General features: G+C 64.4%; 21 protein-coding genes. 14 read left to right on the forward strand and 7 right to left on the reverse strand.

Annotated features, from left to right (window positions below; translation table 11 throughout):
- The first annotated feature begins 166 nt into the window (after positions 1-166).
- A complete protein-coding gene (locus GGD67_RS15925) occupies positions 167-1,606 on the forward strand; it encodes a DUF1254 domain-containing protein (protein WP_179734132.1) in 1,440 nt (479 codons plus the stop codon).
- A 40-nt stretch (positions 1,607-1,646) separates the two neighbouring features.
- Here GGD67_RS15925 and GGD67_RS15930 read toward each other — a convergent pair whose 3' ends face one another.
- Positions 1,647-2,399: a hypothetical protein gene (locus GGD67_RS15930; RefSeq protein ID WP_179734133.1), complete on the reverse strand. Its 753-nt coding sequence runs from the start codon at positions 2,397-2,399 to the stop codon at positions 1,647-1,649.
- Between the two features lie 10 nt (positions 2,400-2,409).
- Positions 2,410-3,387 (reverse strand): NADPH:quinone oxidoreductase family protein, encoded by a 978-nt coding sequence (locus GGD67_RS15935; RefSeq protein ID WP_179734134.1) that lies wholly within the window; start codon positions 3,385-3,387, stop codon positions 2,410-2,412.
- Between the two features lie 207 nt (positions 3,388-3,594).
- Between GGD67_RS15935 and GGD67_RS15940 the strand changes: the two genes are divergently transcribed.
- Complete coding sequence (locus GGD67_RS15940) at positions 3,595-5,139, forward strand: alpha/beta fold hydrolase (RefSeq protein ID WP_179734135.1); 1,545 nt, start codon at positions 3,595-3,597, stop codon at positions 5,137-5,139.
- Positions 5,140-5,312: 173 nt separating this feature from the next.
- Here the strand turns inward: GGD67_RS15940 and GGD67_RS15945 are convergent, their stop codons facing one another.
- Positions 5,313-5,981: a TetR/AcrR family transcriptional regulator gene (locus GGD67_RS15945; RefSeq protein WP_179734136.1), complete on the reverse strand. Its 669-nt coding sequence runs from the start codon at positions 5,979-5,981 to the stop codon at positions 5,313-5,315.
- A gap of 246 nt (positions 5,982-6,227) precedes the next feature.
- Here GGD67_RS15945 and GGD67_RS15950 point away from each other — a divergent pair, with 246 nt between their 5' ends.
- From GGD67_RS15950 to GGD67_RS15960, 3 genes are read left to right on the forward strand one after another with little or no spacing between them, the layout of a single operon-like run.
- On the forward strand, positions 6,228-6,770 hold the full coding sequence (locus tag GGD67_RS15950) for an OsmC family protein (protein ID WP_179734137.1): 543 nt from the start codon (positions 6,228-6,230) through the stop codon (positions 6,768-6,770).
- Between the two features lie 35 nt (positions 6,771-6,805).
- Complete coding sequence (locus GGD67_RS15955; protein WP_179734138.1) at positions 6,806-7,939, forward strand: acyl-CoA dehydrogenase family protein; 1,134 nt, start codon at positions 6,806-6,808, stop codon at positions 7,937-7,939.
- A 52-nt stretch (positions 7,940-7,991) separates the two neighbouring features.
- Entirely contained in the window at positions 7,992-8,870 is an 879-nt protein-coding gene (locus tag GGD67_RS15960) for a sulfurtransferase (protein WP_179734139.1), read from the forward strand.
- Between the two features lie 209 nt (positions 8,871-9,079).
- Here the strand turns inward: GGD67_RS15960 and GGD67_RS15965 are convergent, their stop codons facing one another.
- Positions 9,080-11,020, reverse strand: a complete 1,941-nt coding sequence (locus GGD67_RS15965) for a sigma 54-interacting transcriptional regulator (RefSeq protein WP_179734140.1) — start codon at positions 11,018-11,020, stop codon at positions 9,080-9,082.
- Between the two features lie 160 nt (positions 11,021-11,180).
- Between GGD67_RS15965 and GGD67_RS15970 the strand changes: the two genes are divergently transcribed.
- The 4 genes from GGD67_RS15970 (at position 11,181) to cynS (ending at position 14,998) form a co-directional block, all read left to right on the forward strand.
- Entirely contained in the window at positions 11,181-12,560 is a 1,380-nt protein-coding gene (locus GGD67_RS15970) for a CmpA/NrtA family ABC transporter substrate-binding protein (RefSeq protein WP_179734141.1), read from the forward strand.
- Positions 12,561-12,723: 163 nt separating this feature from the next.
- Complete coding sequence (gene ntrB / locus GGD67_RS15975; RefSeq protein ID WP_026201695.1) at positions 12,724-13,566, forward strand: nitrate ABC transporter permease; 843 nt, start codon at positions 12,724-12,726, stop codon at positions 13,564-13,566.
- Positions 13,567-13,571: 5 nt separating this feature from the next.
- Positions 13,572-14,495, forward strand: a complete 924-nt coding sequence (locus tag GGD67_RS15980) for an ABC transporter ATP-binding protein (RefSeq protein ID WP_179734143.1) — start codon at positions 13,572-13,574, stop codon at positions 14,493-14,495.
- Between the two features lie 14 nt (positions 14,496-14,509).
- Positions 14,510-14,998, forward strand: a complete 489-nt coding sequence (gene cynS / locus GGD67_RS15985) for a cyanase (protein WP_018316603.1) — start codon at positions 14,510-14,512, stop codon at positions 14,996-14,998.
- On the opposite strand, the gene GGD67_RS15990 is transcribed toward cynS, so the two are convergent.
- The gene (locus tag GGD67_RS15990) at positions 14,985-15,812 is read right to left on the reverse strand and encodes an oxaloacetate decarboxylase (protein ID WP_179734145.1); all 828 of its coding nucleotides are present in this window, start codon (positions 15,810-15,812) and stop codon (positions 14,985-14,987) included. The two genes, cynS and GGD67_RS15990, sit on opposite strands and share 14 nt — an antisense overlap.
- Positions 15,813-15,923: 111 nt before the next feature.
- Here GGD67_RS15990 and GGD67_RS15995 point away from each other — a divergent pair, with 111 nt between their 5' ends.
- On the forward strand, positions 15,924-16,898 hold the full coding sequence (locus tag GGD67_RS15995; RefSeq protein ID WP_179734147.1) for a LysR family transcriptional regulator: 975 nt from the start codon (positions 15,924-15,926) through the stop codon (positions 16,896-16,898).
- 5 nt (positions 16,899-16,903) lie between these two features.
- On the opposite strand, the gene GGD67_RS16000 is transcribed toward GGD67_RS15995, so the two are convergent.
- The gene (locus tag GGD67_RS16000; protein ID WP_018316600.1) at positions 16,904-17,227 is read right to left on the reverse strand and encodes a DUF1476 domain-containing protein; all 324 of its coding nucleotides are present in this window, start codon (positions 17,225-17,227) and stop codon (positions 16,904-16,906) included.
- 320 nt (positions 17,228-17,547) lie between these two features.
- On the opposite strand from GGD67_RS16000, the gene purC reads away from it, so the two are divergent.
- On the forward strand, positions 17,548-18,315 hold the full coding sequence (gene purC, locus GGD67_RS16005; protein ID WP_173015815.1) for a phosphoribosylaminoimidazolesuccinocarboxamide synthase: 768 nt from the start codon (positions 17,548-17,550) through the stop codon (positions 18,313-18,315).
- Between the two features lie 13 nt (positions 18,316-18,328).
- Complete coding sequence (gene purS / locus GGD67_RS16010; protein WP_179734149.1) at positions 18,329-18,571, forward strand: phosphoribosylformylglycinamidine synthase subunit PurS; 243 nt, start codon at positions 18,329-18,331, stop codon at positions 18,569-18,571.
- A 104-nt stretch (positions 18,572-18,675) separates the two neighbouring features.
- On the opposite strand, the gene GGD67_RS16015 is transcribed toward purS, so the two are convergent.
- On the reverse strand, positions 18,676-19,692 hold the full coding sequence (locus GGD67_RS16015; protein ID WP_018316597.1) for a magnesium and cobalt transport protein CorA: 1,017 nt from the start codon (positions 19,690-19,692) through the stop codon (positions 18,676-18,678).
- Positions 19,693-19,856: 164 nt separating this feature from the next.
- On the opposite strand from GGD67_RS16015, the gene purQ reads away from it, so the two are divergent.
- Together purQ and GGD67_RS16025 are read left to right on the forward strand one after the other, a co-directional pair.
- Positions 19,857-20,558 (forward strand): phosphoribosylformylglycinamidine synthase subunit PurQ, encoded by a 702-nt coding sequence (gene purQ / locus GGD67_RS16020; RefSeq protein ID WP_018316596.1) that lies wholly within the window; start codon positions 19,857-19,859, stop codon positions 20,556-20,558.
- The gene (locus GGD67_RS16025; RefSeq protein ID WP_179734151.1) at positions 20,555-21,541 is read left to right on the forward strand and encodes a tripartite tricarboxylate transporter substrate binding protein BugD; all 987 of its coding nucleotides are present in this window, start codon (positions 20,555-20,557) and stop codon (positions 21,539-21,541) included. The genes purQ and GGD67_RS16025 overlap by 4 nt, the downstream gene beginning before the upstream one ends.
- Positions 21,542-21,555: the final 14 nt, after the last annotated feature.

A 21,555-nucleotide genomic window follows, 5' to 3' on the forward strand; every position in this document is an offset into this window, starting at 1 on the left:
GGCACGGCGCTGCGCGCCTTTGCCCACCCTACGAGTTGGCAGGCGTGGCGGCCACGCCCAGGCAAGCGAACGGCGCTGCGCCCAAGACCATCCCGCCTCGTTGATGCATGTCAAGGAACATGGAACTCAGCCCGTTACGGTTTTGAGGCAACAGGGAGGGTTCGATATGTCAATCAGCCGTCGCCAAGCACTGGCCGCCTTCAGCGCCGCAGTATCGGCGCTCGCGATTTCCCGCACCGCACGCGCCGAGTTTGATGGTCTTGTCGTCAGGGCTCTGGAGGGCGGAGAAGATTTTTGGCTTGCCCAGGACGCCTATATCTACGGATATCCGCTCGTGACGATGGAGATGACACGCCGGGTCATGACCAACGTTGCTGCGGTGGAAGGCACGCGCGGGCCGATGGGGCAATTCGTCAAGCTCCGCAAGTACCCTGATGCCACCTTCAAGGACGTCACGGCACCCAATGCCGATACGCTCTACACGACGGCCTGGATCGACGTGGGAGACGAGCCCTGGGTCCTGAGCATGCCGGACATGAAGGACCGCTACTTCCTGTTTCCGATGCTGGACGGCTGGACCAATGTCTTCCAGGTGCCTGGCAAGCGCACCACCGGCACCAAGGCGCAAACCTATGCGATCACCGGCCCGGGGTGGAAGGGAACGCTTCCCGCCGGCGTCAAGGAATACAAATCACCCACGGGCATGGTGTGGATCCTGGGCCGCATCTACTGCACCGGTACGCCGGAAGACTACGCGGCCGTGCACGCCGCGCAGGACCAGTTCAAGCTCGTGCCGCTCAGCGCATACGACAAGTCCTTTACGCCCCCGGCAGGCAAGGTCGATGCGTCGATCGACATGAAGACGGCGGTTCGCGAGCAGGTCAACCGCCTGGACGCCGCAGCCTATTTCACCCTTCTCGCGCAATTGATGAAGCGCAATCCGCCGGCCGCCGCCGACGCGGCCGAGGTCGCCAAATTCGCGAAGATCGGTCTTGTCCCCGGCAAGGATTTCGACGCGAGCAAATTCGATGCTGCCTTCGCCAAGCGGGTCCCGCAGGTGGCATTCGACCGCATCATGCTCCAGTTCAAGGTCAACAAGGCAATCAAGAACATCAACGGCTGGGCCTTCGACAGCGAAGCCGGCATTTACGGGACCAATTATCTCAACCGTGCGCTTGTCACGGCCATCGGCCTCGGCGCCAACCGGATTCAGGATGCGTGCTATCCGACATCCCAGAAGGACGCCGATGGCAAAGAGTACGTCGGCAGCAACAAATACGTCATGCGTTTTCCGAAGGGGCAGCTTCCTCCGGTCGGCGGCTTCTGGTCGCTCACGATGTATGACGAGAACTATTTCTTCGTCGCCAATCCGATCAACCGCCAGTCGATCAGCGCCCGCCAGAATCTCAAAGCCAATCCCGACGGTTCGGTCGACCTCTACATTCAGAAGGACAACCCGGGCCCCGACAAGGAGAGCAATTGGCTTCCCGCGCCCGCGGGCAAGTTCGTCCTGATGTTGCGCATGTACTGGCCGAACGAGAAGTCACCCTCGATCGTCAACGGGACCTGGAAGCCGCCGCCCGTCCGGCAGGTGACGAGCAGCTAGGGAGCACGGCGCTTCGCGCCTTTGCCTACCCTACGCACCGTCACCGGCGCCCGAGCAGTACCTCGCGCTCCACCGCAATCCATGTCGTCCGCGCCAACGCCAGCAATCTGCCGGCTTCATCACGAAGCGCGGCGTCGGCCGTGCGCTTGCGGCCGTCGCGGCCGGTGGGCCAGGCGGTGATGATGCAGCGCTCGCTGGGGTGGGGGCGGGCTTCGATGCGGGCTGACATCCGTCCGAGCAGCAGCGGGGTCTTCTCGAAGCTGCCGCTCTGCTGATCGTAATTGCAGGCAAACCCGGTCGGGCAGTCGAGCGCGGACCAGAGAAATTCGGGCGCGATGAGGCCATCCTCGGCGGCGAGATTCGGATCGGGTGCCCAGCTCGCCGCGAGAACGGCGTTCCGCCCATGACGGCGGAGCGGGCCGGCGAAGATGCGCAGGCCGTCGCCTTTCGCCCTTGCGGGACCGCAGACGAAGCAGTTCGGCAGCGGATGCTCGTGCGGATTGAACAGTGCGAGCAATTCGGCCGCGCGGGCTTCCGGCAAGTTAGCTGTCTCGATCTGCGCAAGCTCGACGCTCACGGCGCGCCCTGTCGCGACTGCCTTGTCGCCGTCGCGGAGCTCCCATGTGTCGCCGTCTGTCGCGACCGCAGCGAGCGGCGTGTCCAGAGGCGGCGGCGCGCGCAGCGTCACTTCCGCAGGCCCCGGAATATGACGGGCGAGCCGGCCGCAGACATAGCCGCCGTTGCCGGAATTGGGAGGGCCGCAATAGCGTTTGTCGATGATGATCTCTGTCATGGCGCGCATTCTACCTGATCTTGAGCACAATTCGCCCCAGAACCGTGCGGTTGGCCACGGCGCGCATGGCCTCGCCGGCCTGCTCCAAAGGAAGGACGCGGTCGATGTGCGGGCGGATCTGCCCGGCCGCCAACAACTGCATCAGCGTGTCGTTCATCTGCGCGCTCTCGTCCGGGCATTTCTCCGCCCAGGCACCGGCAAAGACCCCAATGATGGAATAGTTCTTCAGCAGCGGCAGGTTCATCGGGATGGACGGAATCTCGCCGCCGGTGAAGCCGATCGGCATCAGCCGTCCGCCCCATTTCATCAGCCGGGCCATCTGCTCGAAGATCGCGCCGCCGACATTATCGAAGCCGACATCGATGCCTTCGCCTGACGTGATCGCCTTGATCCGGTCGCGCAGATCCTCGCTGCGATAGTTGATGACCGCGCTGGCGCCGTAGTCGCGGACCAGGGCCGCCTTGTCGTCGGAGCCAACCCCGGCGACGACGCGCAGGCCGAGATGGCGGCCGAGGTCGACGGCGGCCAGTCCAACCCCGCCGGCAGCGCCTGTGACGAACAGCGTTTCGCTACGCTTGGCTCGCGCCCGCTCGACCAGTGCATAATATGCCGTGCCGTAATTGTGCAGCACCGTGGCCGCTGCTTCGAACGCGACGCCGTCAGGCAGGCGCACGCTCTTCGACTCCTTCGCGATCATCCGTTCGGCGTAGCCACCGGTCCAGCTGCTGCAGGCCACGCGATCGCCGGGCGCGAACTTTGTCACCTTGTCGCCGACCGCGACGACGGTTCCGGAGGCTTCCGTGCCGGGCACGAAGGGCGTCTGCGGCCGCATCTGGTAGAGACCCGAGACCAGCAGCTGGTCCATGAAGCTGACGGAGGCCGCGTGGACGTCGATCAGGATCTCGTCGCCGGCGGGCTTGGGGACATCGATCTCAGCGAGGCGCAAATCGCCGGGTCCAGTGAACGAATGGCACAAAACTGCTTTCATTGTGGCGCTCCCGTTTTGCGACAGGCGAACATGCGCGGCAGCGGACGTGCGAACATGACGATCTTCCCTTAAGGTGTCGGCGCAAATGGCGCAGCATGCAGGAACTGAACCCTTCGCTCGCGAGCGGGCTCGATCCGGTCCGACACCTACCAATGGACCGTCCCCTGTGCGTCCCCCGAACGGCGCGATGAGGACGAGAGGATTTTCATGACGGTCTTCTCGCTTCACGCGCTTGGATTTCCCGAGGTCTACGCTGGCGATCGCCCGATCAAGCTGAACCTGCGCAAGGCTCTTGCGCTGCTGATCTATCTCGCGGAGGCCAGGGGCGCCGTTGCGCGCGAGGTCCTGGCCGCGCTGCTGTGGCCGGAGACGTCAGCCGAAACCGCCCGGGCGCGGTTGCGGCGGCTGCTTCATCGCATCGAGCTTGCACTTGGCCGGGAGGTTTTCGAGGCCGACCGCGCCAGCGTGCGATGGTCTGCGGCGGTCGAGATGACGATCGATACCCATCTGTTCGAGGGCGCCTGCGACCGCGGCGCCTTCGAAGAAGCCTGTGCGATCTATCGGGACGACTTTCTCGCAGGGTTCGCTCTCGACGATTGTCCTGCATTCGACGATTGGGCGTTCTTTCGCCGCGAGGCGCTGAGAGGACGGCTGATGCATGCACTCGAGCGTCTCGTGCAGGACAAGAACGCCGCCGGCGATCATTTTGCCGCGACCGCGTATGCGGCGCGCCTGGCCGAGCTCGATCCGCTCAGTGAAGTCTATGGGCGGTATCTGATCCGCAGCCTGCTGCTATCAGGCGACCGCAGCGCGGCCGAGCGTCACCATGCGGCCCTGACACAGCGGCTGCGGGAGGAACTCGGGATTGCGCCGGAGGCCGAGACCGAGGCGCTCATGAGTCCCGCAACGGAGCTGCACGCTGTTCCGACCACGCGCTATGTGAAGGGTGCCGGCGTGCATCTGGCGTATCAGACCTACGGAAGTGGCCCGCTCGATATCCTGGTGATGCCCGGCTTCGTGTCGCATGTGGAGCGCGCCTGGGAGAGCCCTGCAAGCCGGACGTTCCTGGCGTCGTTGATGAAGCTTGGACGGCTGATCATTTTCGATCGTCGCGGGATCGGGTTGTCCGACCGGGTCGGATCGGCTCCCGGCATCGACGTCACCGCGGAGGATATCGGCGCCGTGCTGCGGGCAGCGGATTCGCGCCGCGTCGTGCTGTTCGGCGCTTCCGAATGCGGGCCGGCCTGCATCAAATTTGCGGTCGACGAACCGCGCCGCGTCGCCGGGCTCATCCTGTTCGGCGCGCTCGCCAAGGGCTGCTGGTCGGAGGATTATCCGCATGCCCTGCGCGCCAGCCAGTATGACGCCTGGAGCAGGCAGCTCGTCGCGCAATGGGGCGGCCCGGTCGGCATCGAGACCTTTGCGCCGAGTCTTGCCGGCGATCCCCGGGCCCGCGCCTGGTGGGCCGGGCTATTGCGTGCGGCCTCCAGTCCCGGCGGCATCTCGGCCGTGCTCGAGGCCTTTCGCGATGCCGACGTGCGGCATCTCCTGGCGCAGATCGCGGTGCCGACGCTGGTGCTGCACCGGCGCGGCGACCAGGCGGTGCGGATCGCGGCCGGCCGCGATATCGCGAGCCGGATCAGCGGTGCGGAGTTCGTCGAGCTCGACGGCAAGGATCACTGGTTTTTTGCGGGTGATCAGCAGCCGGTGCTCGAGGCGATCGCACGATTTATAAAGGGCTCGATCTTGTAGGGTGGACAAAGCGAAGCGTGCCCACGACGTCGTTCGAGAAGGACCGAGGCAGATCGTGGGCACGGCGCTTTGCGCCTTTGCCCACCCTACGAAGTCATCGTAGCCCGGATGGAGTAATCCGGGACAGTGTCCCCGCCTTCCGCTTTGCTCCGCGGGCTACGACGTGAGAGCGATCATACCGCCTCGAGCTCACGCTTCTTCTTCGCCTTGGACTGGCCGAGCAGGGGCCCGGCCGTGAGTGCCGCTGTATCGGCCACGCCCGGGTCGCGCGAGATCATCGCGGCGACGATGGCACCGTCGATGATGAGGCCGAGCTGATGCGCGAGCATTGCGGGCTCGCTCGAGCCCAGCTCGGCGGCGAGCTTCTCGATGTGGCCGAGCACGATCTTCTTGTGCTTCAGCGCGATGTTGCGGAATTGCTTGGCGTCCTTGTCGTGCTCGCCGACCGCGTTGATGAAGGGGCAGCCGTAGAAGCGCTCCTCGGCGAACCAGCTCTTCAGGGCCGGGAAGATGCGCGTCAGCTTGGCCTGCGCGTCGCCGCCGCCATCTTCCATGGCGCCGATGAACCATTCGCGCCATTGCTTGCCTTCGCTTTCCAGCACCGCGTTGACGAGGTTGGTCTTGGAGCCGAACAATTTGTAAAGCGTGGTCTTCGCAGTGCCGGCCTCCTCGATGATCGCATCGATGCCGGTGGCGTTGATCCCGTTCTTGCAGAACAGATGCGAGGCGGCGCTGAGCAGGCGCCCGCGCGCGGATTCGTCATCGCCGGCGCCTGAATGCGGCGCGTTCTTCTTCGACGACATCTTGTTCAGTGAAGGCTTGTTCAGTGAAGGTTTGGCCATGGATTGCAACTTAATCGCAGCCGCGTGGTATCATCAAGCCGCATCTGCTCCGCGCTAAAAAGATTCGCATTGGCGATCTCATCTGCATCGCCTTTGAGCAGAGTGCGGCTGATCAATCCGCAGGCAGCCATCGCTAAGCGGCTCCAATGCCTCGCATTTCGTTTTCGATCTCGTCTGGCACGCTCCATGCAAGGAAACAGACCGTTCGGTATCCTGCCGTTTTCCACGGCTGCCAGGGAGAAGATGATGACTGCCGTCGTTCAAAAGACAGTGCTGACGGGGTGCCTTGCGCCCATCGACAAGAATGGCCTCGAGCAACTGATCGCGAGCGGCAAGGCCGATCCGAAGGTCGTCAAGACCTTGAAATGCAAGACGGTCGCGGAAGGCAAATTCCGCCACGCCAACTACATCCGCAATCTGCAGCCCTATATCGTCGACGAGCCGCCGGGGCTGCTGGGCGACGACACCGCGCCCAATCCGTCGGAAGCCTCGCTTGCTGCGCTCGGCTCGTGCCTCGCCGTTGGCCTGCACGCCAACGCCGTGCATCGCGGCTGGGTCGTCAACAAGCTCGAGCTCGAGCTCGAAGGCGACCTCAACATCACCGCGGTCTGGGGCACCGGCGATACCTCGGACAAGCCGGTCGGCTTCACCGATGTCCGCGTCAAGGTCGACATGGAATGCGAGGGCGTCTCGCAGGACGAGATCAACGCGCTGGTCGCCCATGTGAAGAAATGGTCGCCGGTCGCCAACACCTTCACGCGCCCGGTCAATCTCGAGGTCGGCATCTAGCTGTTAGCAACCAGGACAAGGTGCGGGAGACGATCATGGGGTCACTGGCTTTATCGCGGGCCGAGGTTTTGGATCAGCCCGCACCGTCCATTGCAGGGGAGGTGGCGCGGATCGCGCGCGAAGATCTCGCGCCGCTTGCCGCCGGCATCGACGACAGCTCGGTCTATCCGGCCGAGGTGCTGCGCAAGTTCGGCGCGGTCGGCGCCTGGGGCAGTCACGTGCCGCACGAAGGTCCCGCAGATCTGCGCTGCGCGATCCAGGCGATGGCTGCGATCGGCGAGGTCTGCGGCGCCACGGCCTTCATGGCCTGGTGCCAGAACACGCTGGTCTGGTACGCGGCCAACTCGACCAATCTGAAGCTGGCAAAACGTTTCGGCGATGCGTTCTCGACCGGCCGGGTGCTCGGCGGCACCGGGCTCTCCAACCCGATGAAGAGCTTTTTCGGCATTGAGAAACTGAAGCTGAAAGGCAAGAAGGTCGAGGGCGGTTATATCGTGCGCGGCGCGTTGCCCTGGGTCTCCAATCTCGGCCCCGATCATTATTTCGGCACCATCTTCGAGCGTGAAGATGATCAGGGCATCGCAGGTGGCGAACCGGGTACTGTGATGTTCCTGGCCGACTGCTCGGATCCCGCGATCGCGCTGACGCCGTGCAAGCCGTTCCTCGCCATGGACGGCACCGGCACCTATGGCGTGCAGTTTCGCGACGTCTTCGTGCCGGACGAGCTGGTCCTCGCTGATCCTGCGGCGCCCTTCGTGAAGAAGATCCGTGCCGGCTTTATCCTGCTCCAGGCCGGCATGGCGCTGGGAGTGATCCGCGATTGCATCAACATCATGGACGAGGTCGGAAGTCCGCTCGGCCATATCAACCGCTATCTGCCGCAGCAGCCGGTGCATTTCCGCGATCTCGCTGCCGAGCTCGAGGCCGAGACCATGGCGCTGGCGCGCGATCCCTACAACGAGGACGAGACCTACTGGCGCAAGGTGATCGCGCTCAGGCTTCGCGCCGGCGAGGCCAGCGTCGCGGCGGCGCATGCGGCGATGCTGCATTGTGGCGCACGCGGCTATCTGAGGAGTCACCGCGCGCAACGACGGCTGCGCGAGGCCTATTTCGTCGCGATCGTCACGCCGGCCACCAAGCAGCTGCGCAAGATGCTCGCCGATTACTGAGCTTCACGAGTCCACCCCAGAAGACCACTTAACCTCAACGGAGAGGCTGCCAATGACGGACGTTCTGATCTCTGCCAGCGAACTTGCCGATCTCTTGAAGCTCGAACCCTGTGTCGTCATCGACACCCGCAATCCCGACGCCTATGGCGCCGGGCACCTGCCGGGCGCCGTGAACGTGCACGAGATCTTCACGTTTCTCGCGACCTCGACGCCGGAAGGCATGAGCGAGCTGAAGACCAAATTCGCCGACGCCTTCGGCGCTGCCGGTCTCTCCGGCAAGGAGACCGCGGTGATCTACGAGCAGTCGATGAATTCCGGCTTCGGTCAGTCCTGCCGCGGCTACTATCTGCTCACCATGCTCGGCTATCCCAAGGTGAAGGTACTGCATGGCGGCTTCGACGCGTGGTTGGCCGCGGGTCTTCCGGTGACGAAGGATGTCCCGGCGCCGGCGAAGGCCTCGTTCGCGGTCGTGCCGGAAGCCGGCGATATCCTGATCGATGCGAAGACCATGCTCGCCGCGGTCGGCAAGCCCGGCATCGCCATTCTCGACGTGCGTGATGTCGACGAATGGATCGGCGACAGCTCTTCGCCCTATGGAAAGGATTTCTGCCCGCGCAAGGGTCGCATCCCCGGCGCGGTGTGGCTGGAATGGTACCGCATGATGAAGCCGACCGCGGAAGGGCCCCGCTTCAAGTCCAAGGACGAGATCCTGGCCGAATGCGCCACCGTCGGCATCTCGCCGACGACGTCAGTCTATCTCTACTGCTTCAAGGGGGCGCGCGCCTCGAACACCTTCCTGGCGCTGAAGAATGCCGGCGTGAAGGACGTGCGGATGTATTTCGGCTCCTGGAACGAATGGTCGCGCGATCCATCGCTGCCGATCGAGCAGGGATTGCCGATTGCATCGGGGGTGACGACCAAGGCGGCGTGAGCGCGCTTCCATCCAGCCTGACTAGATCGGGCCGTGTTGCCACGAAGGAAGTGCACTGCCTCTCCCGCTTGCGGGGGAGGGTTGGGGTGGGGTGTCTCCTCAGCGGGATTCCCAGTGTGGAGAGAGCCCCCACCCGGCGCTTCGTGCCGACCTCCCACGCAAGCGGGAGAGCTGAAATGAGCCCGTGGCCAGCATCGAAGCTGATCGCTTCATGCCAAACCGTTGAGGCCAGTCCGCGAACGCGGCGCAATTCCCAGCGCCTTGATCCGCGAGGCCAGCGTGGTCGGCTTGATGTCCAGCATCTCGGCCGCGCCGCCGGGGCCGAAGACTTTTCCAGCACAGGCCTCGAGCGCGGCCAAAATGTTGGCGCGCTCGTGGTCGCGCATTTCCGACGACGTCATGACCGCGGGACGCGCGTCGAGCTTCTGGCGAGCGGCACCGCTAGGCGCTTGCGCGCCGGAGGCGTCAGGCAGATCGATGCGCAGGCGGCCGTTCTGCGACAGGATCGCGGCGCGCTCGATCACGTTCTGCAGTTCGCGGACATTGCCGGGCCAGTCGTAGCGGGTCAGCCGCCGCGCGTCGCCCTCCGACAGGCGCAAATTCGACTTCAATGCCTTGCTCTCGCGCGTCAAAAAGTGCTGGGCGAGCAGCGGAATGTCCTCGCGCCGCTCGCGCAAGGGGACGGTCTCGATCGGGAACACGTTGAGGCGGAAATAGAGGTCTTCGCGAAAGCGGCCGCGCTGGACCTCCTGCTTGAGATCGCGATTGGTCGCGGCGATGACACGAACGTCGACCGCGCGGGTACGCGCCTCGCCGACGCGCTCGAAATGGCCTTCCTGCAGCACGCGCAGCAGCTTACCTTGGAGTTCGAGCGGAATCTCGCCGACCTCGTCGAGGAACAGCGTGCCGCCGTCGGCGAGCTCGAAGCGGCCGATGCGGTCGCGCGTCGCCCCGGTGAAGGCGCCTCGGACATGGCCGAAGAACTCGCTCTCGAACAATTCGCGCGGGATCGCGGCGCAGTTGACGCGGATCAGCGGCCGGTCGCTGCGGGTGGAGTCCTCGTGGATGGCGCGCGCGATCAGCTCCTTGCCGGTGCCGGATTCGCCGTTGATCATCACCGCCGCGGTGGTTGGCGCCACCAGCTTGACCTGCCGCAACGTCTTCTGGATCGCCTCGCTTCCACCGATGATGCCGCGCGGATTGGTCTCGATGCGGATTTCTTCCTGGAGATAGGCGTTTTCCAGCTCGAGCCGTTCGCGCAGGCGGTCGACCTCGGCAAGGGCGGCGTGCAGCTTCTCGTCGGCCTCGCGGCGCTGGCTGACGTCGCGAAACACCACGACGGCGCCGACCACGACGCCGCGATCGCGGATCGGAGTCGATGTGTATTCGACCCAGGCGGGCGAGCCGTCCTTGCGCCAAAACACCTCGCCGTCGACCTGGTGCACGGCGCCATCGCGGAACGCCGCATAGATCGGGCAATCGTGGTTGTGATAGTGGCGGCCGTCGTGATGGGTGTGGTGGACGATCGGGTGGATCTCCTTGCCGACCAGCTCTTCGGCGGTCCAGCCGAGCATGCGCTCGGCCGCGGGATTGACGAAGGTGGTCTTGCCTTCCGCGTTCACGCCATAGATGCCTTCGCCGGCGGCGCGCAGGATCAGTTGGTTCTCGCGTTCGATGTCCTGAAACACGCGCTCGACCCGCTGCCAGGTCGAAATGCCGCCGCGCATGTGGTCTTCGGCGGCGGCATCGACATTGCGCCGGCGGCGCGCTTCGAGATCGGTCAGCGTCAGCAGCAGCAGCGTGCGGCCGTCATGCGGCAGCAGGCAACCGGCATATTCGAGCCGGAGATCTTGCCCCGTCGCATGTCGGGGATTGAGCGCCGTGGTCCAGTAGGCTCCCTTGTGCAGCACGGCCTGGGTGAAGACGGTGAGGGCGGCAAGCTCGCCGGCGTGGAGCGTGCTGGGCCTGGTCTGCCGCAGCAGGGCGCGGTCGTAGCCGAGAAGAGCACAGGCGGCGGGATTGGCATCGACGATCTGGTCGCCGTAGGGGTCGACCAGAAGCGTCGCCTCGACGGAGAATTCGAACGCCGCAATGCGCGGGTCGATGGCGGAAGCCACATCATCGTGGACGGGCACTGGCGTCGTTGCCATTACGAAATCTCGTCATTGAACTACGAAAATTCGTTTATCACGAGTTTTCGTGGTGGCCAAGCGCAGGCGAAATTACTGTGTCATCAAGGCACTGGCCGCTTCTAGGGTCGTGGCATGCTCCTTGCGTAATTCCTCCCCGCAATGACGCGCAGGAGGGCCGATGTCTACGTTCGACAATCCGTTTGATCCCGATCGCAACCTTCGAGCCGGCTGTATCTGCGGCCAGCATCGCTCTGCGGCGGAGCACGAGCAGGTGATGGCTCTGCATTGCGAACCGGTCGAAAGCCAAGAGAAGCGTTACGAGGGCGTGGTCGCCTCCGCGGTGATGCGCGCGATGTTTCCGCAGGACGTGGCTCGGCGTGCATTCCTGAAGTCGGTCGGCGCATCGACTGCGCTTGCCGCACTGTCGCAGTTCTTCCCGCTCAAGACGGCGACCGAGGTGTTCGCGCAGGCCGGTACGCCCGAGAAGAAGGACCTCAAGGTCGGATTCATTCCGATCACCTGCGCCACGCCCATCATCATGGCGGCGCCGATGGGCTTTTACTCCAAGCACGGACTCAATGTCGAAGTGGTCAAGACCGCCGGCTGGGCCGTGATCCGCGACAAGACCATCAACAAGGAATACGACGCCGCGCACATGCTGGCGCCGATGCCGATCGCGATCTCGCTGGGCCTGGGCGCAAACGCCATCCCGTTTGCGGTGCCCGCGATCGAGAACATCAACGGGCAGGGCATCGTGCTGGCGGCCAAGCACAAGGACAAGCGCGACCCCAAGGATTGGAAGGGCCTGAAATTCGCCATCCCGTTCGACTATTCCATGCACAATTACCTGCTGCGCTACTATCTCGCCGAGCACGGTCTCGATCCCGATGCCGACGTGCAGCTGCGCTCGGTGCCGCCGCCGGAGATGGTCGCCAATTTGCGTGCCGACAACATCGACGGCTTCCTCGCACCCGACAACATCTGCCAGCGCGCGATCTATGACGGCGTCGGCTTCATGCATCTGTTGTCGAAGGAGATCTGGGACGGGCATCCCTGCTGCAGCTTTGCCGCAAGCCGCGAGTTCATCACGTCAGCGCCAAACAGCTTTGCGGCGCTGACCCGCGCCATCGTCGATGCCACCGCCTATGCCTCGAAGGCGGAGAACCGCAAGCAGATTGCGGAGGCCATCGCGCCGGCCAACTACATCAACGCGCCCGTCACGGTGCTCGAACAGGTCCTGACCGGCACCTATGCCGACGGTCTCGGCGGCGTAAAGACCGACGCCAAGCGCGTCGATTTCGATCCGTTCCCCTGGCAGTCCTTTGCTGTGTGGATGCTGACGCAGATGAAGCGCTGGGGCCAGATCAAGGGCGACGTCGACTACAAGGCGGTGGCCGAGCAGGTGTATCTGGCCACCGACACCAAGAAGCTGATGACGGAGATGGGGCTGTCGCCACCGACGAGCGCGTACAAGTCGTTCGCGGTGATGGGCAAGACTTTCGATCCGGCCAAGCCGGAGGACTATGTCGCGAGCTTCAAGATCAGGAAGTCGTCGTGATGGGCTGCGCTTTCTCCCCAGCGTCGTCCCGGCGAACGCCGGGACCCATAACCCCAGGGAGACGTTTGGCGAAGACTCGTCGTTCGGTATGCCCACCGATTGCGATCGATAGATTCCGCGGTATGGGTCCCGGCGTTCGCCGGGACGACATTGGGAGAGGGAGATGACCAGCTCCTCCCTCCGTCTCCGCGCCGGTCTCGTTTCCATCGCGCTGCTCGCCGCGTTCCTCGGCATCTGGCATCTCGCCACGCGCTCGACGGGCCCCGTCGCCACGATGAGCCCCGAATATGCCAAGCTGATGGGGCTGACCGCGACGCAGGGCAAATCGGCGATGCCGGGGCCGCTCGACGTCGGCGCCAAGCTGTGGGAGCATCTGAGACGGCCGTTTTACGACAACGGGCCGAACGACAAAGGGCTCGGCATCCAACTTGGCTATTCCATCGGGCGCGTCGGCACCGGCTATCTGCTCGCGGTGCTGGTCGCGATCCCGCTCGGCTTCCTGATCGGCATGTCGCCGCTGCTCAGCAAGGCGCTCGATCCCTTCATCCAGGTGTTGAAGCCGATCTCGCCGCTGGCCTGGATGCCGCTCGCGCTCTACACCATCAAGGATTCCTCGATCTCGGCGATCTTCGTCATCTTCATCTGCTCGATCTGGCCGATGCTGCTCAACACCGTGTTCGGCGTTGCCAGCGTGCGCAAGGAATGGATCAACGTCGCGCGAACGCTCGAGGTCGGCACCGTCAGGCGCGCCTTCACCGTGATCCTCCCGGCGGCGGCGCCGACGATCCTGACCGGCATGCGCATCTCGATCGGCATCGCCTGGCTCGTGATCGTCGCTGCCGAAATGCTCGTCGGCGGCACCGGCATCGGCTACTTCGTCTGGAACGAGTGGAATAATCTGTCGATCACCAACGTGATCATCGCGATCCTCCTGATTGGGATCGTCGGCATGCTGCTCGACCAGATTCTGGCGCGCTTCACGCGCATGGTCACGTTTCCGGAGTAGGGGCGATGACCGACAAATTCATCTCCATCGAAGCCATCGCGAAGCGCTATCCGGGGGCCGGCGGCGCCACGACCACCATCTTCGAGAACCTGTGGCTCTCGATGGCGCGGGGCGAGTTTGCTTGCGTGATTGGGCATTCCGGCTGCGGCAAGACCACGGTGCTCAACATCCTCGCCGGCCTCGATGCGCCGAGCGAAGGCGCCGTCATCGTCGACGGGCAGGCGATTTCGGGCACCAGCCTCGACCGTGCCGTGATCTTCCAGAGCCACGCGCTGTTGCCCTGGCGCACCGTGCTCGGCAACGTCACCTATGCCGTGAGCTCGAAATGGCGCAGCTGGAACCGCGCCAAGGTGAAGGCGCACGCGCAGAGCTTCATCGACCTCGTTGGTCTCACCGGCTCCGAGCACAAGCGGCCGTCAGAGCTGTCCGGCGGCATGAAGCAGCGCGTCGGCATCGCACGTGCGCTCTCGATCACGCCGAAGATCATGCTGATGGACGAGCCGTTCTCGGCGCTGGACGCGCTGACGCGCGGCACGCTGCAGGACGAGGTGCGGCGCATTTGCCTCGAGACCGGGCAGACCGCGTTCATGATCAGCCATGACGTCGACGAGGCGATCTACCTCGCCGACAAGATCTTCCTGATGACCAACGGGCCCGGCGCGGTGCTCGCGGAGGTCGTGGAGAATCCGCTGCCGAGAGACCGCGGCCGCACCGATCTGCACCGCCATCCGCTCTATTACGCGCTGCGCAACCACATCATCGATTTCCTGGTGACGCGCAGCAAGACGTTTACCGCCGAGACACCCGGTCACGATCCGCGGAATGTGCCGCTGGTGCATATCGGCAAGCCCGGCCTGACGATCGCGACCAGTGGTGACGAGCAACGCCAGACCTTGATTCCCGGGACCAGTCCCGGACTGACTGCCTGAAACGGAGACCTGACATGAAACGCGAAGACCTCACCGAGAAGCTGCTCGACATCAAGCGCGAGAAGGGCTGGAGCTGGAAGCACATCTGCGACAAGATCGGGGGGTATTCCGAGGTCCTCATCGTCGGCGCCATTCTCGGTCAGATGAAATTGACGAAGCCGCAGGCCGCCAATGCCGGCGAGCTGTTCGGTCTGTCGAAGGCGGAGACGGCGATGCTCAACGAAGTGCCGATGCGCGGCGCCGGCACGCCGATGCCGCCGACCGATCCCTTGATCTATCGCTTCTACGAGATGGTGATGGTGAACGGCCCGGCCTGGAAAGCGCTGATCGAAGAAGAATTCGGCGACGGCATCATGTCGGCGATCGACTTCGACATGGGAATCGAACGCGTCGCCAACCCGAAGGGCGACCGCGTCAAGATCACCATGAGCGGCAAATTCCTGCCGTACAAATATTACGGCGCGAGCGGCAACGTGCCGGAATACGGCTTCAAAGAGGAGTGACCGCGGCGAAGGCGGCGCGCAGGTCCTTGATCGGTGCCATCTCGCGAACATAGGTGAAGGAGCCATTCTCCTTCATCTCGCGCGCGCTCTTCAGGAAGGCGGCCAGCGCGTATCGCGACATGGCGCCACCGACGCTGATGCGCTTGACGCCGGCCGCGGACAATTGCGCGAGCGTCAGCGTCGGATCGGCAAAACCCATCACGAGGTTGAAGGGTTTTCCGACCGAGGCGACGACCGTCCTGATCGTGGCAAGGTCGTGGACCCCGGGGGCGTAGAGGACATCCGCGCCCGCCGCTTCGTACGCCTGAAGCCGCCGGATCGTGTCGTCGAGATCGTTGCGCCCGTGGAGAAGGTTTTCCGCCCGCGCCGTCAGCGTAAAGGGAAACGACAGCGAGCGCGCCGTCTCGACGGCCGCCTGCACGCGCTCGACCGCCAGTGAGAAGTCGTAGATCGGCCGATCGCGATCGCCCGTCGAATCCTCGATCGAACCGCCGACCGCACCGGCCTCGGCGGCGCGCCGGATCGCCTCGGCCGCGCGTCTCGGATCGTGCGCGCCGCAGTTTTCCAGATCGACGCTGACCGGAAGATCGGTGGCCTGCGCGATCGCGCGGCAATTCTCGAGGATCTCGTCCAGGCTGACGGTCGAGCTTCCCTGCATGTTGGCAAGGCCGAGGCTCGTGGTTGCGAGCGCCTCGAAGCCGGCCGCGGCGAGCAGTTTTGCGGTGCCGGCATCCCAGGGGTTGGGAATGATGAACGCGCCGGGCCGCTCGTGCAGGGCGCGAAATGCTTTCGCTTGGTCCAATTGGCTCGTCATGGCTCGTCTCCGCTTGACCTTGTCTGCCGGCAAGCCTTAGGGGCGTTCTCGCCATCCGCCAAATTTGTTATTCCTCTTATAATCATCAGTTTTTTGCATGAGGTGTCCGCCATGGACAGCGATGCCCTCAATACCTTCCTGACCGTTCATCGCAGAGGCGGGGTCTCGAATGCCGCGAAATTCCTGCATCGCTCGCAGCCGGCGATTTCGCGCCGTATTGCGCTGCTGGAGCAGGAGCTCGGCGTGCCCCTGTTCGAGAGGATCGCGGGCCGTACACGGCTCAGCGACGCCGGGCGCGTGCTGATCCCCTATGCCGAGCGCGCCGTCGCGGCGGCGCAGGACGCCGAGCAGGCGATACGCGCGCTGACAAAGCAGACTTCGGGGCCGGTTTCGCTGGCCGTGACCGGCACGCTCGCCGACGGCCGCCTGTCGGGCATCATGAAACGGTTTGCCGCGGATAATCCCGCGGTCGCGCTTGCCCTGCGGACCGCGACCAGCGCGGAGGTCTCTGATCTCATCCGGCGCGGCGAGGCCACGATCGGCTTGCGTTACAATACCGACCGGGCCGGCGATCTCGCCTGTGAGCTGATGCTGAGCGAGGCGTTGCAGGTGGTCTGTGCGTCCGACCATCCGCTCGCCAACAAGCGCGTCAAGCGGCTTGCCGAGCTTCGCGGCGAGCGCTGGATCGCGTTTCCGGAAACGCGCGGCCGCCGTGAGATCGCAGCGGCTCACGTGTTCGCGCTGTTCCTGACGCAAGGCCTCGGGGACGTGGAGTGGACGGCGGTGGACAGCCTCACGGCGCAGAAGCGGCTCGTGGAGGCGGGCTTAGGCCTTGCGCTATTGGCGCGGAGCCATGTGGCGGAGGAGCTGCATGCGGGAGCGATCTCGACGATCACCGTCGGCGATCTCGCCGCGGACCAGCACATCATCCTGGTGACTCGTCTCGGCGGCTTCCTGAGTGCTGCCGCTCAGCGTCTGCTGGAGACCATCCGCCGCGACTACGCCACGTTCGACGGCCCGGCCAGGCGGGGCGCCCAAAAAAGACCGCCGGCGCGCAAGGTCATTGCGCGCCGGCGTCGGGCCTGAACGTATTATTTCCCCGCCTTCACCTCGGCGGCCGCTACCGCGAGCAGCTCGCTCATCTTGGCGCGAATCGCCTGCTCGGTGACGGCGACGTTCTTGGCGGCGAAATCGGTTGTCAGCTTGCGCAGGACGTCGGCATCGCCGGCCTCCTCGAAGTCGGCCGCGACCACTTCCTTGGCATAGGCTGTGGCGGCATCGCCGGACATGCCGAGCTTTTCGGCCGCCCACAGCCCGAGCAACCGGTTGCGGCGGGCCTCCGCCTTGAATTTCTGCTCCTCGTCGAGGGCGTATTTCTTCTCGAAACCTTCCTGGCGCTTGTCGAACTCGCTCATACCTGTTCCAAATCCCCTGCTGAATGGAGCGGGAGCCTTCCGTTGCGGCGACCCGACTGCATGCCTACATAGATAGCACGAATCGGCAAAACAACGGGCCGTTAAGCCGCAGGCAAGACGGTATAAGTTGGCGCCGGACGGCCGGATCGATTGTGCTCGGTCAGCCAATCGGATAGGTTGCCTGAAGGCATGGTTCCCGTTCTGTTTCCAAGGGTTATGGACGGGTTCCGAGCTGTTCACGGCAGCTCCGCTGTGGGTCGTAATCCTAGTAACCGGAGCACACCAAATACATGGATTTCAACAAAACACGGTACATCCCCATGAGCCGTCGGCGTCGCATTTATGAAGGCAAGGCAAAGGTTCTGTATGAAGGCCCGGAGCCCGGTACCCTGATCCAGCACTTCAAGGACGACGCGACCGCGTTCAATGCGAAAAAGCATCAGGTGATCGAGGGCAAGGGCGTCCTCAACAACCGGATCTCGGAGTACCTGTTTCAGCACCTCAACGACATCGGGGTGCCGACCCACTTCATCCGCCGTCTCAACATGCGCGAGCAGCTGATTCGCGAGGTCGAGATCGTGCCGCTCGAGGTAGTGGTGCGGAACGTCGCTGCCGGCTCGCTGTCACAGCGCCTCGGCATCGAGGAGGGCACCCAGCTGCCCCGTTCGATCATCGAATTTTACTACAAGAACGACCAGCTCAACGACCCCATGGTGTCCGAAGAGCACATCACGGCCTTCGGCTGGGCGACGCCGCAGGAGATCGACGACATCATGGCGCTTGCCATCCGTGTCAACGACTTCCTCACCGGCCTCTTCCTCGGCATCGGCATCCGCCTCGTCGACTTCAAGATGGAATGCGGACGCCTGTTCGAGAACGAGATGATGCGCATCATCGTCGCCGACGAGATCTCGCCGGACAGCTGCCGCCTGTGGGACATCAAGTCGAACGAGAAGCTCGACAAGGATCGTTTCCGCAGGGATCTCGGCGGCTTGCTCGAGGCCTATACTGAAGTTGCAAAACGCCTCGGCATCCTCATGGAGAACGAGCGTCCGCAGGGCTCCGGCCCGGTGCTGGTGAAGAGCTGAGGGGATTTTTGACGTGAAGGCACGTGTCACCGTTACCTTGAAGACGGGCATCCTCGATCCGCAAGGCAAGGCCATCGAAGGCGCGCTGAAGTCGCTCGGCGTCGACGGCGTCGCCAGCGTCCGCCAGGGCAAGGTGTTCGACATCGAGCTCGCCGGCGCCGACAAGACCAAGGCGGAAGCCGCGCTGAAGGAAGCCGCCGACAAGCTGCTGGCGAATACCGTGATCGAGAATTATCGGGTGGAGCTGCTTAGCTAGGCCCGCCTTTGTAGCCCGGATGGAGCGAAGCGAAATCCGGGGCTATCCGCTATGGCACTTTCCCGGATTGCGCTTCGCTCCATCCGGGCTACGGGGTGGTTCGCTCACAACCACCCGGCGCGGCGAAACCGCCAATACAGCGAGCCGCATGCCGTCAGCATCACGCCGAGCAGCATGAAATAACCGTACTCCCATTCCAGCTCCGGCATGTGCTTGAAGTTCATGCCGTAGATGCCGGCCAGCGCGGTCGGGATCGCGATGATCGCAAGCCACGAGGCGAGCTTCTTCGACACCGCCGTCTCCTGCGCCTGGCCGACCAGCAGGCTGGCCTCGAAGGCGAAGGCCAGCACCTCACGCATGGAATCGATGCGCTCCTGGATGTTGCGGACGTGGTCGGTGACGTCGCGGAACAGCGGCTGCATGGCCTGCCGCACCATCGACAGCTCGTCATGCTCCAGCCGGCGGCAGACCTCCACCAGTGGCCCGATCGCGTTGCGCAGCCGCAACAGGTCGCGGCGCAGCATATAGAGCCGCTCGATCTGGGCCTTGCTGATCGGCTTGGACAGCACGTCGTCCTCGATGCCCTCGACCTCGTCGTGAATGCTCTCGAGCACGGGCGAGTAATTGTCGACGATGAAATCGAGGATCGCATAGAGGATGTAATCCTCGCCGCGCGCGAGTGCCCGCGGGCAGCTTTCGCAGCGTTCGCGCACCGGCGTGTAGGACGTCGAGGCGCCGTGGCGCACCGAGACCAGATAACCTTCGCCGACGAAGATGTGGGTCTCGCCGAAGGCGATGCGGCCCTCGACCAGCTGCGCCGTCCGCGCCACGATGAACAGGGCCTCGCCATATTGCTCGATCTTGGGTCGCTGATGGGCGTGGTTGGCGTCCTCGATCGCCAGTTCGTGCAGGTCGAATTGCTTCTGCACCGCGCCGAGCAGCGCCATGTCGGGCTCGTGCAGGCCGATCCAGACCACGTGGCCGGGCTTGGCTCGCCAACTCGAGGCCTCGCTGATGGCGATATTGGCGATACGGCGTCCATCGACATAGGCGCCGGCGGCGACGACGCCCTCGGTGGACACGGGCTCGGAGTGGGATGTGGGCAGCGACGGGACGTTCATGCTTCAATCCCGGGCAAGATCGCGGGCAAAAGTGCCTCGGCTATGGCCTGTGTACAAGGCCGTCCGGCAAGGCTAGCACTGGTAAAATCCCCGTCAAATGGCTATGTCTCTTCACGAATTGGCCCTTTGGCCAGCCCGATTCCCATCACCGTCGGAACCCGAACATGAAAGCCGCCATCCTCGTCTTTCCCGGAATCAACCGCGAACGCGACATGGCGCGTGCACTGAGGATGATCTCGGGCAGCGAGCCGGCGATGGTCTGGCACGCCGAGACGGCGCTGCCTGCGGGGACGGATCTCGTGGTGGTGCCGGGCGGCTTCTCCTACGGCGACTATTTGCGCTGCGGCGCCATTGCCGCACGCGCGCCGGTGATGGACGCGGTGCGCGACTATGCGGCCAAGGGCGGCCTCGTGCTCGGCGTCTGCAACGGTTTTCAGATCCTCTGCGAGTCCGGCCTGTTGCCGGGCGTCTTGATGCGCAACGAGCGGCTGAAATTCATCTGTCACGACGTGCATCTGCGCGTCGAGCGGTCCGACACACCGTTCACCCGCGGCTACAATGCCGGACAGGTGATCCGCGTGCCGGTCGCCCATGGCGAAGGCAATTACGAGGCGGACGAAGAGACCATCAAGCGGCTCGAAGGCGAGGGGCGGGTGCTCTATCGCTACTGCTCCGCCGCCGGCGTGGTCGACGATGACAGCAACATCAACGGCGCGGCACATTCGATCGCCGGCATCGTCAACGACAAGGGCAACGTGCTCGGCATGATGCCGCATCCGGAAAACCATGTCGAAGACATCATGGGCTGCACCGACGGCCGCGGCCTGTTCGCCGGCCTGACCGCGCATCTGGAAAAGGCCGCGTGATTTCGTTCGGGCTGAAGCGGTCACTCGCCGCGATCGCGGCGCTGTCGCTCGCGTCATTTTCGTTCGCAACTGGCGCGTTCGGGCAGGATTATCCCAAGCGTCCTGTTACCATGATCGTGCCGTTCGCGGCCGGCGGCACCTCGGACGTGATCGCACGCGCCGTGGCCGAGCAGATGGGCATCGCGCTCGGCCAGACCATCGTGATCGAGAACGTTGCGGGGGCCGGCGGCTCGACCGCGCTGGCGCGCGCCTCCCGCGCCGAGCCCGACGGCTACACCATCGCGATCGGCAATGCCGGCACCAACGCCGCGAGCTACACGATCTATCCAAAACTGCCGTTCACGCCTGACTCTTTCGTGCCGATCGCCATGGTCGCGAAGACGTTTGGCATCATCGCGCTGCGCAAGGACTTTCCGGCGAAGGACCTCAAGGAGTTCATCGCCTACGCCAAGGCCAATCCCGGCAAGATCAATCTCGGCCATGCCGGCGTCGGCTCCTCGAACTATCTGATCTGCAAGAGCTTCGTCACCGCCGCGGGCATCGACGCGACGCTGGTCGGCTATCGCGGCGCCGCGCCCGCGCTCACCGACGCCGTCGGCAGCCAGATCGATGGCGTCTGCGATGCCGCCGCCTCGGTCTCGCAATCGATCAACGAGAAGCTGGTGAAGGGGCTCGTGGTCGGCTCGACCGTGCGGCTCGGCACGCTGCCCGACCTGCCGACGTCGGTGGAGGCGGGCCTGCCCGAATTCGAGGCACAGGGCTGGAACGGCCTGTTCGCGCCGAAGGGCACGCCAGCGGCCGTGATTGCCAAGCTGAACGCCGCAGCGCGCACGGCCGTGGAGACCGACGCGGTGAAGAAGCGCTTTGCCGACCTTTCGACCGTTGCGCCCGATGCAGGCGAACATACGCCGGAGCTGCTGCAGCAGCTCGTGACGCGAGACGTCGAAAAATACCGGAAGATGCTGGCGGACGACGCCAAGTAGCAGGCGGCTTCTGC

Origin of the sequence: Bradyrhizobium sp. IAR9 (assembly GCF_013408065.1) — a bacterium.
Lineage (GTDB): Bacteria > Pseudomonadota > Alphaproteobacteria > Rhizobiales > Xanthobacteraceae > Bradyrhizobium.

What these genes read in the sequence shown, in the direction of transcription:
- purC (WP_173015815.1), top strand. Translation starts at nt 17,548, where the DNA reads ATGAGCCGTCGGCGTCGCATTTATGAAGGCAAGGCAAAGGTTCTGTAT.
- cynS (WP_018316603.1), top strand. Translation starts at nt 14,510, where the DNA reads ATGAAACGCGAAGACCTCACCGAGAAGCTGCTCGACATCAAGCGCGAG.
- GGD67_RS16000 (WP_018316600.1), bottom strand. Translation starts at nt 17,227, where the DNA reads ATGAGCGAGTTCGACAAGCGCCAGGAAGGTTTCGAGAAGAAATACGCC.
- GGD67_RS15940 (WP_179734135.1), top strand. Translation starts at nt 3,595, where the DNA reads ATGACGGTCTTCTCGCTTCACGCGCTTGGATTTCCCGAGGTCTACGCT.
- GGD67_RS15945 (WP_179734136.1), bottom strand. Translation starts at nt 5,981, where the DNA reads ATGGCCAAACCTTCACTGAACAAGCCTTCACTGAACAAGATGTCGTCG.
- GGD67_RS15960 (WP_179734139.1), top strand. Translation starts at nt 7,992, where the DNA reads ATGACGGACGTTCTGATCTCTGCCAGCGAACTTGCCGATCTCTTGAAG.
- GGD67_RS15970 (WP_179734141.1), top strand. Translation starts at nt 11,181, where the DNA reads ATGTCTACGTTCGACAATCCGTTTGATCCCGATCGCAACCTTCGAGCC.
- ntrB (WP_026201695.1), top strand. Translation starts at nt 12,724, where the DNA reads ATGACCAGCTCCTCCCTCCGTCTCCGCGCCGGTCTCGTTTCCATCGCG.
- GGD67_RS15930 (WP_179734133.1), bottom strand. Translation starts at nt 2,399, where the DNA reads ATGACAGAGATCATCATCGACAAACGCTATTGCGGCCCTCCCAATTCC.
- GGD67_RS15965 (WP_179734140.1), bottom strand. Translation starts at nt 11,020, where the DNA reads ATGGCAACGACGCCAGTGCCCGTCCACGATGATGTGGCTTCCGCCATC.
- GGD67_RS16015 (WP_018316597.1), bottom strand. Translation starts at nt 19,692, where the DNA reads ATGAACGTCCCGTCGCTGCCCACATCCCACTCCGAGCCCGTGTCCACC.
- GGD67_RS15990 (WP_179734145.1), bottom strand. Translation starts at nt 15,812, where the DNA reads ATGACGAGCCAATTGGACCAAGCGAAAGCATTTCGCGCCCTGCACGAG.
- GGD67_RS15955 (WP_179734138.1), top strand. Translation starts at nt 6,806, where the DNA reads ATGGGGTCACTGGCTTTATCGCGGGCCGAGGTTTTGGATCAGCCCGCA.
- GGD67_RS15980 (WP_179734143.1), top strand. Translation starts at nt 13,572, where the DNA reads ATGACCGACAAATTCATCTCCATCGAAGCCATCGCGAAGCGCTATCCG.
- GGD67_RS15995 (WP_179734147.1), top strand. Translation starts at nt 15,924, where the DNA reads ATGGACAGCGATGCCCTCAATACCTTCCTGACCGTTCATCGCAGAGGC.
- GGD67_RS15925 (WP_179734132.1), top strand. Translation starts at nt 167, where the DNA reads ATGTCAATCAGCCGTCGCCAAGCACTGGCCGCCTTCAGCGCCGCAGTA.
- purQ (WP_018316596.1), top strand. Translation starts at nt 19,857, where the DNA reads ATGAAAGCCGCCATCCTCGTCTTTCCCGGAATCAACCGCGAACGCGAC.
- GGD67_RS15935 (WP_179734134.1), bottom strand. Translation starts at nt 3,387, where the DNA reads ATGAAAGCAGTTTTGTGCCATTCGTTCACTGGACCCGGCGATTTGCGC.
- GGD67_RS15950 (WP_179734137.1), top strand. Translation starts at nt 6,228, where the DNA reads ATGACTGCCGTCGTTCAAAAGACAGTGCTGACGGGGTGCCTTGCGCCC.